At 69.4% G+C, this 13,779-nt stretch carries 15 protein-coding genes; 11 read left to right on the forward strand and 4 right to left on the reverse strand.

Annotated elements, in window-relative coordinates; all coding sequences use genetic code 11:
- Positions 1-52: 52 nt before the first annotated feature.
- A complete protein-coding gene (locus BJG92_RS09700) occupies positions 53-334 on the reverse strand; it encodes a hypothetical protein (protein ID WP_232083816.1) in 282 nt (93 codons plus the stop codon).
- 166 nt (positions 335-500) lie between these two features.
- Here BJG92_RS09700 and BJG92_RS09705 point away from each other — a divergent pair, with 166 nt between their 5' ends.
- Complete coding sequence (locus BJG92_RS09705; RefSeq protein WP_232083817.1) at positions 501-1,595, forward strand: helix-turn-helix transcriptional regulator; 1,095 nt, start codon at positions 501-503, stop codon at positions 1,593-1,595.
- On the opposite strand, the gene BJG92_RS09710 is transcribed toward BJG92_RS09705, so the two are convergent.
- Both BJG92_RS09710 and moaA read right to left on the reverse strand, forming a co-directional pair.
- Entirely contained in the window at positions 1,592-1,858 is a 267-nt protein-coding gene (locus BJG92_RS09710) for a MoaD/ThiS family protein (protein ID WP_232083818.1), read from the reverse strand. The two genes, BJG92_RS09705 and BJG92_RS09710, sit on opposite strands and share 4 nt — an antisense overlap.
- Before the next feature lie 7 nt (positions 1,859-1,865).
- Positions 1,866-3,002 carry a GTP 3',8-cyclase MoaA gene (gene moaA / locus BJG92_RS09715; RefSeq protein WP_232083819.1) on the reverse strand — a complete coding sequence of 379 codons (1,137 nt, stop codon included), beginning with the start codon at positions 3,000-3,002 and terminating at the stop codon, positions 1,866-1,868.
- A gap of 242 nt (positions 3,003-3,244) precedes the next feature.
- Here moaA and BJG92_RS09720 point away from each other — a divergent pair, with 242 nt between their 5' ends.
- The 7 genes from BJG92_RS09720 (at position 3,245) to BJG92_RS09750 (ending at position 8,881) form a co-directional block, all read left to right on the forward strand.
- Positions 3,245-4,771, forward strand: coding sequence for a molybdopterin-dependent oxidoreductase (locus BJG92_RS09720; protein WP_232083850.1), 1,527 nt, complete (start codon positions 3,245-3,247; stop codon positions 4,769-4,771).
- Between the two features lie 65 nt (positions 4,772-4,836).
- Positions 4,837-6,060, forward strand: coding sequence for a gephyrin-like molybdotransferase Glp (gene glp / locus BJG92_RS09725; protein WP_232083820.1), 1,224 nt, complete (start codon positions 4,837-4,839; stop codon positions 6,058-6,060).
- Positions 6,048-6,569, forward strand: coding sequence for a cyclic pyranopterin monophosphate synthase MoaC (moaC, locus tag BJG92_RS09730; protein ID WP_232083821.1), 522 nt, complete (start codon positions 6,048-6,050; stop codon positions 6,567-6,569). Before glp ends, moaC begins: the two co-directional genes overlap by 13 nt.
- An 11-nt stretch (positions 6,570-6,580) precedes the next feature.
- Positions 6,581-7,093 (forward strand): MogA/MoaB family molybdenum cofactor biosynthesis protein, encoded by a 513-nt coding sequence (locus tag BJG92_RS09735; protein WP_232083822.1) that lies wholly within the window; start codon positions 6,581-6,583, stop codon positions 7,091-7,093.
- Positions 7,083-7,553: a molybdenum cofactor biosynthesis protein MoaE gene (locus BJG92_RS09740; RefSeq protein ID WP_232083823.1), complete on the forward strand. Its 471-nt coding sequence runs from the start codon at positions 7,083-7,085 to the stop codon at positions 7,551-7,553. Before BJG92_RS09735 ends, BJG92_RS09740 begins: the two co-directional genes overlap by 11 nt.
- A 75-nt stretch (positions 7,554-7,628) precedes the next feature.
- A complete protein-coding gene (gene dapB / locus BJG92_RS09745) occupies positions 7,629-8,387 on the forward strand; it encodes a 4-hydroxy-tetrahydrodipicolinate reductase (RefSeq protein ID WP_232083824.1) in 759 nt (252 codons plus the stop codon).
- 5 nt (positions 8,388-8,392) lie between these two features.
- Positions 8,393-8,881: a hypothetical protein gene (locus BJG92_RS09750; RefSeq protein ID WP_232083825.1), complete on the forward strand. Its 489-nt coding sequence runs from the start codon at positions 8,393-8,395 to the stop codon at positions 8,879-8,881.
- Between the two features lie 40 nt (positions 8,882-8,921).
- Here the strand turns inward: BJG92_RS09750 and BJG92_RS09755 are convergent, their stop codons facing one another.
- A complete protein-coding gene (locus tag BJG92_RS09755; RefSeq protein WP_232083826.1) occupies positions 8,922-10,157 on the reverse strand; it encodes a heparan-alpha-glucosaminide N-acetyltransferase domain-containing protein in 1,236 nt (411 codons plus the stop codon).
- Between the two features lie 104 nt (positions 10,158-10,261).
- Here BJG92_RS09755 and BJG92_RS09760 point away from each other — a divergent pair, with 104 nt between their 5' ends.
- From BJG92_RS09760 to BJG92_RS09770, 3 genes are all read left to right on the forward strand, one after another.
- The gene (locus BJG92_RS09760; RefSeq protein ID WP_232083827.1) at positions 10,262-10,717 is read left to right on the forward strand and encodes a hypothetical protein; all 456 of its coding nucleotides are present in this window, start codon (positions 10,262-10,264) and stop codon (positions 10,715-10,717) included.
- Between the two features lie 88 nt (positions 10,718-10,805).
- Positions 10,806-11,714 carry a 4-hydroxy-tetrahydrodipicolinate synthase gene (dapA, locus tag BJG92_RS09765; protein WP_232083828.1) on the forward strand — a complete coding sequence of 303 codons (909 nt, stop codon included), beginning with the start codon at positions 10,806-10,808 and terminating at the stop codon, positions 11,712-11,714.
- Between the two features lie 60 nt (positions 11,715-11,774).
- Positions 11,775-13,466: a ribonuclease J gene (locus BJG92_RS09770; protein ID WP_232083829.1), complete on the forward strand. Its 1,692-nt coding sequence runs from the start codon at positions 11,775-11,777 to the stop codon at positions 13,464-13,466.
- Positions 13,467-13,779: the final 313 nt, after the last annotated feature.

Consider the following 13,779-nt stretch of genomic DNA (forward strand, 5'->3'; position numbering starts at 1 on the left):
GCGGGGAGCCGGAGCGGCAGGCTGCGCGCCGTCCGCTGACGTTACCGGCGGCTCAGCCGGCGGACTCCAGGATCCGGGTTTTCGGGGCACCCTGGAGGGCGGGTGCCGCAGCGGCGGACTTCCAGACGTTCGCCTCCAGGTTCGCCAGGAGGGCTTCCGCCTGGTCGCGCCGCTCGAAATCGAGTTCCACCACCACATAGTATGGCTCCTCCACCGGTCGGCTGATCCGGTGCGCGGTCACGCCCGACGCCGCGCGGTTGATGGGGTCACGGTCGAACGCATTCTTCCACAGGCCAAAATCCTTGATGCCGTGCTCGATCTGCAAGGTGTACATCGCACTCATTCCTTCTTTTTCCTGCTCCCTGCCGGGTGGCGTGTCCCACGCTAGGCGCGGCCGGGCCCGCGCGGTATCCCAGAAATCTGGTGGGACGTGCCCGGTTCCAGCAGCCGCGTTCCGCACCCGGATTCACTACCCAAACCCCAAAGGGCATACTGAATCCATGACCACCAGCTGGGCGCTGAGCCGGAGTCTGGAACGCATCGGTCAGCTCTGCCGGGACGTGCTCGACGACCGGGAGCTGCGCCGGGGAGTGCTTGCGGAGCTGGGACGGATGGTGCCGTTCAGTACCTATGCCTGGCCGCTGACGGATCCCGAGACGGCCACCGGCATCTCACCGATGGCCACGATCCCCTGTCCGGAACATCTGCCGGAGCTGATCCGGCTCAAATACCTGACGCCCGACTGCCGCTGGACCGCCCTGATGGGCCAGCCCCGGCCCGCCACCACGCTGCTGATGGCCACGGGCGGCCGCCCGGCGCGCAGTCCAGTGTGGAACGGGCTACTCATCCGGTACGGGGTGACCGACGTGCTGTCGGCGGTCTTCGCCGACAAACATGGTTGCTGGGGCTGGCTGGACCTCTGGCGATCGGGGAAGGAGGGGATATTCTCCGAGCTGGAGACCGACTACCTCGCCGCGGCGGCGCCCCTTGTGGCGGCCGGGCTTCGGCGGAGCAGGGCGGCGCAGTGCCGGCGGGACGCGGAAGGGAGCGGCCCTGCCTGGCTGGCCGTCCGGAAGCCGCTGCCGCCACAGGCCGTGCTGACCCTGGACGAGGGGCTGTCCGTGGTGGGGCAGACGGCCTCGGCCGGTGACTGGTTGGGGCTGCTGCAGCGTGGCCCCCACCCGTATGAGGGCATTCCGGCGGAGGTCCTCAATGTCGCGGCCCAGTTGCTGGCCAGGGAAGCGGGGGTGGACGCCCGCCCTGCCATGTCGCGTCTTCCGGTGGGCCGCGGCGCCTGGGCGCTGCTGCGCTCCACCCGGATGGACTCCGGCCGGAAGGGGTCAACGCCTCCGCTCGCGGTGACCATCCAGGAGTGCCCGGCGGCGGACCGGCTGGAGGTATTCGCCCGCTGCTTTGCCCTGACCCCGCAGCAGCACCGGCTCCTGGGACTCGCCGCCACCGGACTCAGCACGGCCGAGCTTGCGGCGGCCCTGGGGATCCGCCCGTACACCGTGCAGGACCAGTTCAAGGCCGTGTTTGCTGCCTGCGGCGTCCGGAGCCGGAGTGCGCTGCTGGGGCTGGCCCTGGGCGCCTAGCCGCCGGCGAACGGGGGCAGCACGTCCACGACGTCGTCCGGGTTCAGGGCCGCGGCGGCGTTCCGGACAGCCACCTCGTTGAGCAGGAAGCTCGACCGGGACAGAATGCGGGCCAGCGGCGGGGTCCCGGCCGGGGGCGCCGGGCGTTCGACGGCGAGGATCGCCGCCAGCAGCGATTTTAGGGTGGCGCCGTCGGAGAGGTCAAAGCGTTCCTCATCGACACCGGCCGCAGCGCGCGCGGCAGCGAAGTAACGTACGTTCACAGGTGCTTCAGCCTCCGATGGCGCTCATGCTGCGGTCCGGCTGGACGAAGTCCGGGGCATCCAGCCCGACGTGGTCCATGCCGTGGGCCTTGGGCTTGATCCACATGGCGTCCTGCCAGCGCTCGGCGAGCTGTTCGTCGCTGGCGCCCTCGCGCAGCAGCCCCAGGAGGTCCACTTCCTCGCGGGAGAAGAGGCAGCTCATGATCTTGCCCTCGGCTGTGATGCGGGTGCGCCGGCAGTCCGAGCAGAACGGCTCGGTCACAGAGGCGATGATCCCGACCGTGCCCAGGACGGGGCCGGTGGCCCCGGCAGAGCCCGGAACCTTGGCCCTGACTTCGAAGCGTTCGGCCGGGGCGCCGTCGCGCTCCCGCGGGTCCGCGCTCAGCACATAGTCGACGGACAGCAGTTCGCGGATCTCCGCAGCGGTGATCATGTTCCGGCGGGTCCAGCCGTGGTCGGCGTCGAGCGGCATCTGCTCGATGAAGCGGAGCTCGTAGCCGCGGTCCAGCGCCCACGCCAGCAGGGCCGGGGATTCGACGTCGTTAATGCCGCGCATCAGCACGGCGTTGAGTTTCACGGGCCCCAGGCCGGCGGCCCAGGCGGCGTCCACGCCGGCCAGGACCTTGGCCAGGAAGGGGCGGCGGGTCAGCTGGGTGAACGTTTCCTCGTGCAGCGAATCCAGCGAGACGTTGATCCGGGAGAGCCCGGCGGTCTTCAGCCCGGCGGCCTTTTTGTCGAGCCCGACGGCGTTGGTGGTCATGGAGATCGGCAGGTCAGGGTGGGCCAGGCGGAGCGCCGAAATGATGTCCAGCAGATCCGCCCGGACCAGTGGTTCGCCGCCGGTGAGCCGAAGCTCGCGCACGCCCAGCATGTCCACGCCGATCCGTACGATCCGGACAATCTCCTCGGCGGACATCACCGCCTGCTTGGACAGCCACTCGAGGCCCTCGGCCGGCATGCAGTAGGTGCAGCGCAGATTGCATTTGTCCGTCAGGGAGAGTCTCATGTCGGTGGCGCGGCGGCCGTAGCGGTCGACGAGGCCGGGGGCAAGGCCCGCCGGGCGGCCGGGCGGCTGCGGCCCGGAAGTGCCCGCGCCGGGGCTGTCATCCGCGCGGCGTTGGGGCATGCCAAGCTGAACACTCATAAGGTCAGGCTACGCCACGTTGGCGCCTGCATCGCCCGTCCCGGGAGATGGGATTGCGTGGGAAGGTGCCATGCTGCCTTCGCAGTGCCGGGGACCTCCCGCGAACCTATGCTGGAGGGGTGAACACATCCCAGAGCGCGCCGGCTGCAGCGGCTGCCGGCAACAGGCGACCCCGCCGTCGTCATCCCGAACCCGGCGGCGCGGACCGGCAAGCGAACGCGTGGGCGGCTGCGGCCGGAATCGTGGCCGTCGGCGCCGGAGTGGCACTGGGCGAAGTCGCGGCCGGCCTGGTGAGTCCGTCCGTCTCGCCCGTGACCGCCGTCGGCGGCGCCGTGATTGACGCTGTTCCGCCCGGCGTCAAGGATTGGGCCATCTCGCTCTTCGGAACTGCGGACAAGGTGGCGCTGCTGGGCGGCATGGCGCTGGCCATCGCCGCGCTGGCGGCCCTGTCCGGACTGGTAGAGCTGCGGCGGCGCTTCGCCGGGGTGGCCATCATCGCCGTCTTCGGGGTGGTGGGCGTCGTGGCCGTCATCAGCCGGTCGGACGTGACCGCCAACGCGATCCCTGTGCCGCTGCTCGTGGCGGTGGCGGGAATGGTGCTGCTGCGCTGGCTCATCCGGAAGCTGGGCGAGTGGCAGGCCAGTGCTGCCGCGGACGGGCCGTCCCCGAAGATCCCTGCCCCGAACGGTCCGGAGGGGCCGGCCCGCCGCCGCTTCTTCCAGGCGATCGGCGGTACGGCCGCTGTCGCCGCCCTTGCCGGCGTGCTCGGCGCGACGCTGCGCGGAGCGGGCGCCGTCGTCAATGAACTGCGCAGCAAACTCGTGCTCCCCGCCGCCGCCTCGCCCGCGCCGCCGATCCCGGCCGGCGCCGGGCTGCGCGTCGAGGGCATCGGCCCGCTGGTCACCCCCAACAAGGACTTCTACCGGATCGACACCGCGCTGCGCGTTCCGGTGGTGGACCCGGGCCAGTGGAAACTCAGGGTTACCGGCCTCGTGGAGCGCGAGGTCGAACTCGACTTCGCCGCCCTGCTCGCCAAACCGCTGATCGAACGGCACATCACCATTGCCTGCGTCTCCAACGAGGTAGGCGGGGACCTGATCGGCAACGCCCGCTGGCTTGGCTGGCCGGTCCGGGAGCTGCTGGCGCTGGCCGGTCCGAAACCCGGCGCGGACATGGTGCTCTCGCGCAGCACCGACGGCTGGACCGCCGGGACCCCGCTGGAAGTCCTGACGGACAACCGGGACGCGCTCCTGGCGGTGGGGATGAACGGTGAACCGCTGCCGCTGGAGCACGGCTTCCCGGCCCGGCTGATCGTGCCCGGTCTCTACGGCTACGTGTCGGCCACCAAATGGGTCACCGAGCTCAAGGTGACGCGCTTCGCGGACGACGTCGCCTACTGGACGCCGCGGGGCTGGACCGAGCGCGGGCCCATCAAGACCTCCTCCCGCATTGACGCCCCGCGGGACGGACGTTCAGCGAAGGCGGGTGACGTGGCTTTCGGCGGGGTTGCCTGGGCCCAGCACACAGGCATCGGCTCTGTGGAGCTTCGGGTCAACCGCGGCCGCTGGCAGCCGGCCGAGCTGGCGCCGGGGATCTCGAAGGACACCTGGTACCAGTGGAAAATGGTCCTGCCGCTGACCCCGGGACAATACGAGGTCCAAGTCCGGGCCACGGACCTCAACGGCATCCCGCAGACAGAGGACCGCGCCCCGGTGGCGCCCAGCGGTGCCACCGGCTATCACACGGTTAGAGTTGACGTGAAGTCCTAACGGACCGGGCCCGCGTGTCCGGTCAAGACGCCGGGACACGGGTCAAGATGAGGGGTCACCAACGCATGCACCGCACCCAGGCACGGCACGTCACCGTGGAAGCGCACCGCGAAGCTGTCCGCCAGCTGCTGGCCCCGCTGCGCACGGCGGACCGGATCCAACGGCTCCCGCTCCTCGCGGCCCTCGGCCGGGGGCTGGCAGCGGACATCCTGGCTCCGCTGGACCTGCCGCCCTTCGCGAACTCCCAGATGGATGGCTTCGCCCTCCGCAGCGCGGACGTACCCGACGCCGGCGCGGAGCTGCGTGTCGTGGCGCCCGTCCCCGCCGGCACCGCCCCCGCGGCGCTGGCTCCTGGCGCCGCCGCCCCGATCATGACCGGCGCCATGATGCCGCCCGGAGCGGACGCCGTCGTACCGATCGAACTAGCCGTGCCCGATTCCTTCCCCGCGCCCAACCAGCCGGCCACGGTCCGCCTGCCCGCCGCCCCCGCCGGGACGTTCGTCCGCGGAACCGGCAGCGATATCCGCCGCGGGGAGCTGGCGCTCGCGGCCGGAACCTGCCTCGGGCCCGGCCAGCTGGGCCTGCTCGCAGCCCTCGGATTCACCGAAGTACCCGCCTACCGTGCCCTGAAGGTCCTCCTGGTGACCACCGGCGACGAAGTCGTGGAGCCCGGGACACCGCTGGGGGCCGGCAAGATCTACGATTCCAACGCGACCCTGCTCGAGTCCTCGATGCGGCAGGCCGGACTGGATGTGACAAGGACCGGGATCGCCACGGACCGTCCGGACGAGCTGGCCGCCGTGCTGCGCCGGCACTCCCCGGACGTGGATCTGATCGTCACCACCGGCGGCGTCAGCGAGGGCGCCTACGAGGTGGTCCGGCAGGCGATGGAGGGCCACGACGTTCAGTTCCTCGCGGTCGCCATGCAGCCCGGCGGCCCCCAGGGGATCGGCACCTTCGACGGTGTCCCCGTCCTTGGCTTCCCGGGGAACCCGGTCAGTTGCCTCGTCTCCTTTGAAATGTTCCTCCGGCCCGTGCTGGGGGCCCTGTTCGGCTCGCCCGCGCCGCGACCGGCGGTCCGGGCCAGGCTGGCCGAGGCCCTGACCTCCCCGCAGGGCAAGCACCAGATCCGGCGCGGGACGCTGCAGCCGGACGGGACGGTCCGGCTCGAAGGCGGCGCCGGCTCGCATCTGGTCAGCGCCCTGGCCCGCTCCAACGCGCTGGTGCACGTTCCCGAAGGAATTGCCGCGCTCGCCGGGGGCGCAGAGGTGGAAGTATGGATGCTGTGAACAATGCAGAAGACCCCGCAGCACGGCCTGCTGGAACAGCAAGCCCCGTCCTGACCCACCTGCGGCAGGACGGCACGGCCCAGATGGTGGACGTGTCCAACAAGGCGGAGAGCACGCGCGAGGCCACCGCCACCGCCACGGTCCGCACCACCGCTGAGGTCCTGGCCCTCCTCGGCGCCGGCGAGCTACCCAAGGGCGATGCCTTGGCCGTCGCCCGCGTCGCCGGCATCATGGCCGCCAAGAAGACCGCCGATCTGATCCCGCTCTGCCACCCGCTGCCGATCGCAAAGGTGACCGTCGACTTCGAGCTCGACACCGACATGGTCACCGTGTTTGCCACGGTCAAAACCCGCGGCGTCACCGGCGTCGAAATGGAAGCGCTGACCGCCGCCTCGGTGGCCGCCCTCAGCGTGTACGACATGATCAAGGCCGTGGACAAACACGCGGTGCTGACCGACATCAAAGTGCTCGCCAAAAGCGGCGGCAAGAGCGGGGACTGGACACGATGACCCTTCCAGGAATGAACCAGCCCGAACCACACCGTCACGGTGAAGCCACCGGGCGGAAAGCCGGCGTCGTCATCGCCTCCACCCGGGCCGCGGCCGGGATTTACGAGGACCTCACCGGGCCCGTCATCATTGACTGGCTCACCGAACACGGCTTTGAGCCGTACCCGGCCATGGTGGTACCTGACGGGGAGGCCGTCGGCGCCGCGCTGCGGGCCCTCCTGAGCCAGGCGCCGGCCGTCATCGTTACCAGCGGCGGCACCGGCCTCAGCCCCACAGACGCGACGCCGGAACAAACTCTGCCCCTCCTGGACCGCGAAATCCCGGGCATCATGGAAGGCATCCGGAGCGCGGGGATGCACAAGACGCCGCTGGCCATGCTCAGCCGCGGCCACGCGGGCGCCGCCGGCCAGACTTTCATCGTCAACCTTCCCGGATCCCCGAAGGGCGTCATGGACGGGCTGAGCGTGCTGGATCCGGTCATCGGACACCTCTGCGACCAGCTGGAAGGAAGCCATGGGCACTGACTCGGTTTTTGACGTGGTGCACGCCGTGCTGAGCGCCGAGCCCATCTCCGTGGACCAGGCCGTCGCCGCGGTGGAGTCGGACTCCGCGGGCGCGGTGGTCAGCTTCAGCGGCGTCGTCCGGAACCACGACGGCGGCAAACCGGTTCAGCGGCTCAGTTACAGTGCACACCCGACGGCGCACCAGGTGATGGCGGACGTCGTGGCGGCCCTGGTGGCCGAGCAGGCCGTCTCCGCCGAAGCGGACGGGCAGGCCCGGCCGGTCCGCATCTGGGTGGCACACAGGATCGGGATGCTGGAAATCGGCGACCCCGCCCTCGTCTGCGCTGTCTCGGCCGCGCACCGCGGCCAGGCCTTCGCGGTCTGCTCGGAGCTCGTGGACCGGATCAAGGCCCGCGTCCCCGTCTGGAAGGAACAGTTCTTCACCGACGGCACCGTCGAATGGGTCGGCGCGGGGGAGTGAGCGCTGCCACGGGACCCCTGTCACTCGGGGGCCCCGGTTCCAGCCGGGACGTGCCCCGGCGGTAGGGTTGATGGCATGACCGAACAACTCGCAGTCGCCGTGCTGGGCGCGAACGGGCGCATGGGCGCCGAGGCCGTCAAGGCCGTGGACGCGTCCGCGGACCTGTTGCTTGTAGCGGCCCTGGGCCGGAACGACTCCCTCGACACCCTGGTGGGCTCCGGCGCCCAAATCGTGGTGGACCTGACCGTGCCTGAAAGCACCGAGGCGAACGTACGCTTCGCCGTCGAACACGGCATGCACGCCGTCGTCGGAACCACCGGCTGGGACGCGGACCGGGTGGAGCGGCTCGAGGCACTCCTCGAGACCAAGCCCGGCGTGGGCGTGCTGGTTGCCCCCAACTTCGCCCTCGGCTCGGTGCTGGCCTCCGCCTTTGCGGCCAGGGCGTCCAAATACTTTGAATCGGTCGAAATCGTCGAACTCCACCACCCGGACAAGGTGGATGCGCCCTCGGGCACCGCTGTGCGCACCGCCCAGCTGATCGCCGCGGAGCGCGCCGCCGCCGGCGTCGCCCCGAGCCCGGACGCCACCACGAGCGAACGGCCGGGCGCGCGCGGCTGCGAGATCGACGGCGTCCGCGTCCACAGTGTCCGGCTCCGCGGCCTCGTGGCGCACCAGGAAGTCCTGCTCGGCGGCCCGGGGGAGCAGCTGACTTTTCGCCACGACTCCTTCGACCGCGCCTCCTTCATGCCCGGCGTGCTGCTGGGCGTCCGCAACGTCGCCGCGAACCCGGGCCTCACCGTGGGCCTTGACGGCTACCTGGACCTGGGGCTCTGAGCGCCGTGGCCAAGGCCCTGACCGCCTGGAAAACCAACCGCACCAAGATCTGGGTGGGTGCGGTCACCCTGCTGCTGGTGTTCTATTTGGTGGTCTCCTTCCAGCGCTCGCTGCTGTTGCTGGGCGACGCCAACCTCACAGCCAAGGCCCTGGGCGTGGCCTACCTCGTCCTGCCGCTCATTGGGGCCTGGGCCCTGGTCCGGGAACTGCTGTTCGGCGCCCGGACAGAGAAGTTGGCGCAAATCCTCGAAGCCGAGGGCGGCCTGCCGGAAGATAACCTGCCGCGCACCCCGGCCGGGCGGATCATCCGCGAGGCCGCAGACCTGGAATTCGAGAAATACCGGGTGGAGGCGGAAGCTGCGCCCGGCGACTGGCGCTCGTGGTTCCGGCTCAGCTGCGCCTACGACGCCGCGGGAGACCGCAAGCGCGCCCGCGCCGCGATGCGCGACGCCGTTCGGCTGTTCCGCGCCGCACCGAAGGCCGCGGCGCAGTAGCCCGCGTTCCGCATCCCGGCAACGGGCCCGGCAGTCCGCGCTAGCGGATCCGGACCGGCTGCCACCGGCCGAGCTGGTTGGCGCCATGGCCGAGCCACTCCAGCGGTCCGCGCCATGACAGGGCCGCGAAGACGCCGCCGATGGCCAGGACGGCGGCCGCCTGCGCCCAGTACACGCCCTCCACCGTCCAGCCGGCCGGCAGCGGCTGCCCGTAGAGGGCTGCCATCACGCACAGGTGCGCCGTGTAGAGGCTCAGCGTCATGGCACCGGCGCCGCGCAGCGGACGCAGGTAGTCCAGCTCAACCCCCTGGGCGAGCCGGCCCAGCAGGAGGAACGCACCGACGACGGCGACGGCCACCCCCGAGGTGTGCAGCAGATCCAGTGTGGTGCCCGAATGCGGGGCGCTCGTGGCCAGCCACCACGCGGAACCGGACTGGTCGATGCCGGCCAGATTGACCTGCAGGAGACTCGCCAGGGGATACGAGGGGTCGCCCAGCTGCGACTGCAGGGCTGCCCGGCCGCCCCAGTCCTCCATCATCACGGTGCTGAGCCACCTGGCGAGGATCGCGACGGCGGTGCCCGCGGCCAGCAGCAGCACCGGAACGGCCGCCGCGGTGAGGGCCAGCCGGCCGACGGCCAGGCCGATCAGGAGGTAGGCGATCCACTGGACGGCGGGGTAGTAGCCCGTCAGGAAGAGATCGCCGAGGAGCGCGCCGGGAGTGGACAGGTCTTCCCACCCCGGATTGTGGCCCAGGTGCAGGGGAGGGGTGGCCGCGAGAAGCCAGGGCCGGAGCAGGAACGCGAGGACCGGTGCCACCAGGAGCCAGGCGGCGGCCAGGGCGAAGAGGTGTTTCGCGCCCAGCCCCAGGAAGGGCAGAATGCACAGGAACAGCACCGCGTAGTGGACCAGGATGATGGCGATGTTGACTTCGAGCCCGCCAATGGAGAGCCCGACGGCGCCCACCAGGAGGGCGCGGAGCGCGATTCCCCGGCGGGCGGCCCACAGCCCGGGGCCCTCCAGCGGCTGCTGCTTCCCGGTCGAGAGGGCCAGCCCTATTCCGGCCAGGACGGCGAACAACGCGGAGGCGCGCCCGGAAAAAACCAAGCCCACCCACGTGGGGGTGAGCTGGGGATCGGATTCGAAGGTCGGCAGCACATGCGTGGCCATCATGCCCAGCAAAGCCAGCCCGCGGGCGGCATCGATGCCGGCCAGCCGGCGGCCGGCAGCCTTGTCCTTGGCGGTCCGGGAAGGGGACGCCATTCCGCGCGGGGTCATCGCTTGATCGTCTCATATACGGCTGTAGTGACGCTCTGCGCACCCTGTGGACCGGCGGTATCCCACACCTTGTATTCGAATATATATTCTAATAACATGGAGCCATGACCAATGCAGCAGAGCCCTCGTTTCAGGACCTCTCGTTCCAGGACCTCTCTTCCCGGGACCTCTCTTCCCGGGACCGTGCAAGCCGGGACCGCCCTTGCGGGAGCCGCGTAGCCGGGGCTCCCGCAGTTGGGAAGTCCGGTGCCGGTGGAGGGGCGCCCGGTGTGCTCAAGGCGATGAGTCCCGGCGTCGTGGACTTCCTCTTCCGCCGGCTCGTGGCCGGTGAATCGGCGGAGGATGTTCACTGGCACCGGGAGGGGACAGCCCTCTCGGCGCAGCCGCCCGGCGCCGAGCTCGCGCGGAGGCTCGCCGAGACCGACCTGGAAGCCCTCACGCCCACCGAGCTATTCCACTACGTGCGGGCCGCGCAGCGGCTCTCCGCGTGGGCGGAATCCCTGCGCCAGGACGCCGTCGGCCGCTACTGCGACGGGGGTGGCGTCCAGGACGCACTCTGACCACCGGGGACGCCCAGGGGCGGCGTTTGATCTTCATCACGTCTGCGGCATTGTCATAACAAGCCGGGGACAGGGTAACGTTTTTCATATGGCTGACTCTGATATTCGCTCGTACACGTTCGGGACCCTTGTGACCGCCATGGTCACACCCTTCACTTCCGACGGCGAAGTCGACTACCAGCAGTCCGCGGAATTGGCCAGCAAACTCGTCGACGACGGCAACGACGGGCTCGTCATTTCCGGCACCACGGGGGAGACCTCGACGCTGGAAGACGACGAAAAGGAAAAGCTGTTCCGCGTCATCGTCGAGGCCGTAGGAGACCGCGCCAAGGTCATTGCCGGGACCGGCACCAACCACACCTCGCACTCGATCGAGATGGCCAAGCGCGCCGCGAAAGCCGGAGTGCACGGCCAGCTGATCGTCACCCCGTATTACAACAAGCCGAGCCAGGCCGGCATCCAGGCCCACATCGAGGCCGTCGCAGATGCCGCAGAGCTTCCCGTGATGGTCTATGACATCCCGGGCCGTGCCGGTGTGCCGATCCTGCCCGAAACCATGATCCGGCTCGCGGACCACCCCCGCGTTATCGCACTCAAGGACGCCAAGGCCGATTTCTCCGCCGTCACCCGCGTGCTCGCGAACACGGACCTTGACGTCTACTCCGGCGACGACGGACTGACGCTGCCGTGGATGGCAGCCGGCGCCGTCGGCCTCGTCAGCGTCTCGGCACATGTGGCGACACGCCGATTCCGCGCCATGATTGATGCCGCACTTGCAGGCGACTTTGCCGCCGCCCGCACCATACATTTCGAACTGGACCCCGTGGTCCGTGCAGTGATGACCCATATCCAGGGTGCTGTTGCTGCGAAGCAAGTTCTTAAGTGGCAGGGAGTCCTGCCCAACTCGGTTGTCCGTTTGCCCCTCGTGGAGCCGGGCGACGCCGAGATCGAAACCATCCGCGAGGACTTGGCGGAAGCCGGCATGGTCTTTTCCTGATCAGGTGTTTTTTCTGATTGGCAAAGGCCAGGCCGCTTCCCGCCTGGAAAGTAGTGCACTATGACCCAAACTGCCCTTCCCGGCCTCGTCACGCCGCCGAAACTGCTCAAGGACACCCTGCGGATCGTCCCGCTCGGCGGCCTGGGCGAGATCGGCCGCAACATGACCGTCTTTGAAATCGGCGGCAAGCTGCTCATCGTCGACTGCGGTGTCCTCTTCCCCGAGGAAACCCAGCCCGGCGTCGACCTGATCCTGCCCGACTTCTCGTACATCCAGAACCGCCTCCAGGACATCGTCGCCGTCGTCCTGACCCACGGCCACGAGGACCACATCGGTGCCGTTCCGTACCTGCTGCGCCTGCGCGCCGACATTCCCCTGGTGGGCTCACGGCTGACTTTGGCCCTCATCGAGGCGAAGCTGCTGGAACACCGGATCAAGCCGGTCACCCAGACGGTCACCGAGGGCCAGGTTGAAAAGTTCGGCCCGTTCGAATGCGAATTCGTGGCCGTCAACCACTCCATCCCCGACGCCCTCGCGGTGTTCATCCGCACGGCCGGCGGCACTGTGCTGCACACCGGCGACTTCAAGATGGACCAGCTGCCGCTGGACGGCCGGATCACCGACCTGCGCCACTTCGCCAAGCTCGGCGAGGAAGGCGTGGACCTGTTCATGTCGGACTCCACGAATGCCGACGTACCGGGCTTCACCACCGCGGAGAAGGAAATCGGGCCCACGCTGGACCGGCTGTTCGGCCAGGCCAGCAAGCGCCTGATCGTGGCCTCGTTTTCCTCGCACGTACACCGTGTCCAACAGGTCCTCGACGCCGCGGCCAACCACAACCGCAAGGTTGCCTTCGTCGGCCGCTCGATGGTCCGCAACATGGCCATCGCCGAGAAGCTCGGCTACCTCGAAGTTCCGGCAGGCATCCTCGTCGACATCAAGAACATCGACAACCTGCCGGACAACCGGGTGGTCCTGATGTCCACCGGCTCCCAGGGCGAGCCGATGGCCGCGCTGTCCCGGATGGCCAACGGCGACCACCGGGTCGTCGTCGGCCAGGGCGACACCGTCATCCTCGCCTCCAGCCTGATTCCGGGCAACGAGAATGCGGTCTTCCGCATCATCAACGGCCTGCTCAAGCTCGGCGCCGACGTCATCCACAAGGGCAACGCCAAGGTGCACGTCTCCGGCCACGCCGCCGCGGGCGAGCTGCTGTACTGCTACAACATCCTCGAACCGCTCAACGCCATGCCGGTGCACGGGGAAACCCGTCACCTGATCGCCAACGGCAAGATCGCCCTGGACTCGGGTGTCCCCGAGGAAAGCATCCTCCTCGCGGACAACGGCACCGTGATCGACCTTCGGGACCACCAGGCGGACATCGTCGGCCAGGTCGAGGTCGGTTTCGTCTACGTCGACGGCTCCAGCGTCGGGGAAGTCACGGAAGCGGACCTGAAGGACCGGCAGACCCTCGGCGACGAAGGGTTCATCTCCATCATCACAGTGATCCACCGCGCCACCGGCAAGGTCGTCTCCGGTCCCGAGATCCACGCCCGCGGCGTGGCCGAGGACGACTCCGTCTTCGACGAGATCATCCCCAAGATCAACGCCGCGCTGGAGGAAGCCGTCCTCAACCGCTCTGACCACACCACGCACCAGCTGCAGCAGGTTGTACGCCGCGTCGTCGGGACCTGGGTTAACCGCAAGCTCCGCCGCAAGCCCCTGATCATCCCGGTGGTCCTGGAAGCCTAAGCCCCCCGCGCGCCACGCACGAGCAGCGCACCCGACGGCCTTCCCCGCCTGCCGCAGCCGACAGGTTGCGGCAGGCGGGGAGGGCCGTTTTTCGGTCTCCGGCAGAGGCAACATGGTCCCCGTCCAGGCCCGGAAATCCGCGGTTTTCGGCCCCGCGTCCGGTACCGTAGCGGGTATGGCGACACGAACTTCCTCCGCGCCTAGAGGAAACTCAAGCGGTAAATCAGGCAGCTCTTCGGCCCGGGGCTCCGGCGCGGTTGCGCCCAAAACCACCAGATCAGCCGGAACGGCGGGTACCGCGCGGACCCGCCAG

Source organism: Arthrobacter sp. SO5 (assembly GCF_020532805.1).
Classification (GTDB): domain Bacteria; phylum Actinomycetota; class Actinomycetes; order Actinomycetales; family Micrococcaceae; genus Arthrobacter.

Bases quoted from the DNA above. Each gene is read 5' to 3' on its own strand.
- BJG92_RS09700 (WP_232083816.1), bottom strand. From the start codon at position 334: ATGTACACCTTGCAGATCGAGCACGGCATCAAGGATTTTGGCCTGTGG.
- BJG92_RS09705 (WP_232083817.1), top strand. From the start codon at position 501: ATGACCACCAGCTGGGCGCTGAGCCGGAGTCTGGAACGCATCGGTCAG.
- moaA (WP_232083819.1), bottom strand. From the start codon at position 3,002: ATGAGTGTTCAGCTTGGCATGCCCCAACGCCGCGCGGATGACAGCCCC.
- glp (WP_232083820.1), top strand. From the start codon at position 4,837: ATGCACCGCACCCAGGCACGGCACGTCACCGTGGAAGCGCACCGCGAA.
- moaC (WP_232083821.1), top strand. From the start codon at position 6,048: ATGGATGCTGTGAACAATGCAGAAGACCCCGCAGCACGGCCTGCTGGA.
- BJG92_RS09735 (WP_232083822.1), top strand. From the start codon at position 6,581: ATGAACCAGCCCGAACCACACCGTCACGGTGAAGCCACCGGGCGGAAA.
- BJG92_RS09740 (WP_232083823.1), top strand. From the start codon at position 7,083: ATGGGCACTGACTCGGTTTTTGACGTGGTGCACGCCGTGCTGAGCGCC.
- dapB (WP_232083824.1), top strand. From the start codon at position 7,629: ATGACCGAACAACTCGCAGTCGCCGTGCTGGGCGCGAACGGGCGCATG.
- BJG92_RS09755 (WP_232083826.1), bottom strand. From the start codon at position 10,157: ATGACCCCGCGCGGAATGGCGTCCCCTTCCCGGACCGCCAAGGACAAG.
- BJG92_RS09760 (WP_232083827.1), top strand. From the start codon at position 10,262: ATGACCAATGCAGCAGAGCCCTCGTTTCAGGACCTCTCGTTCCAGGAC.
- dapA (WP_232083828.1), top strand. From the start codon at position 10,806: ATGGCTGACTCTGATATTCGCTCGTACACGTTCGGGACCCTTGTGACC.
- BJG92_RS09770 (WP_232083829.1), top strand. From the start codon at position 11,775: ATGACCCAAACTGCCCTTCCCGGCCTCGTCACGCCGCCGAAACTGCTC.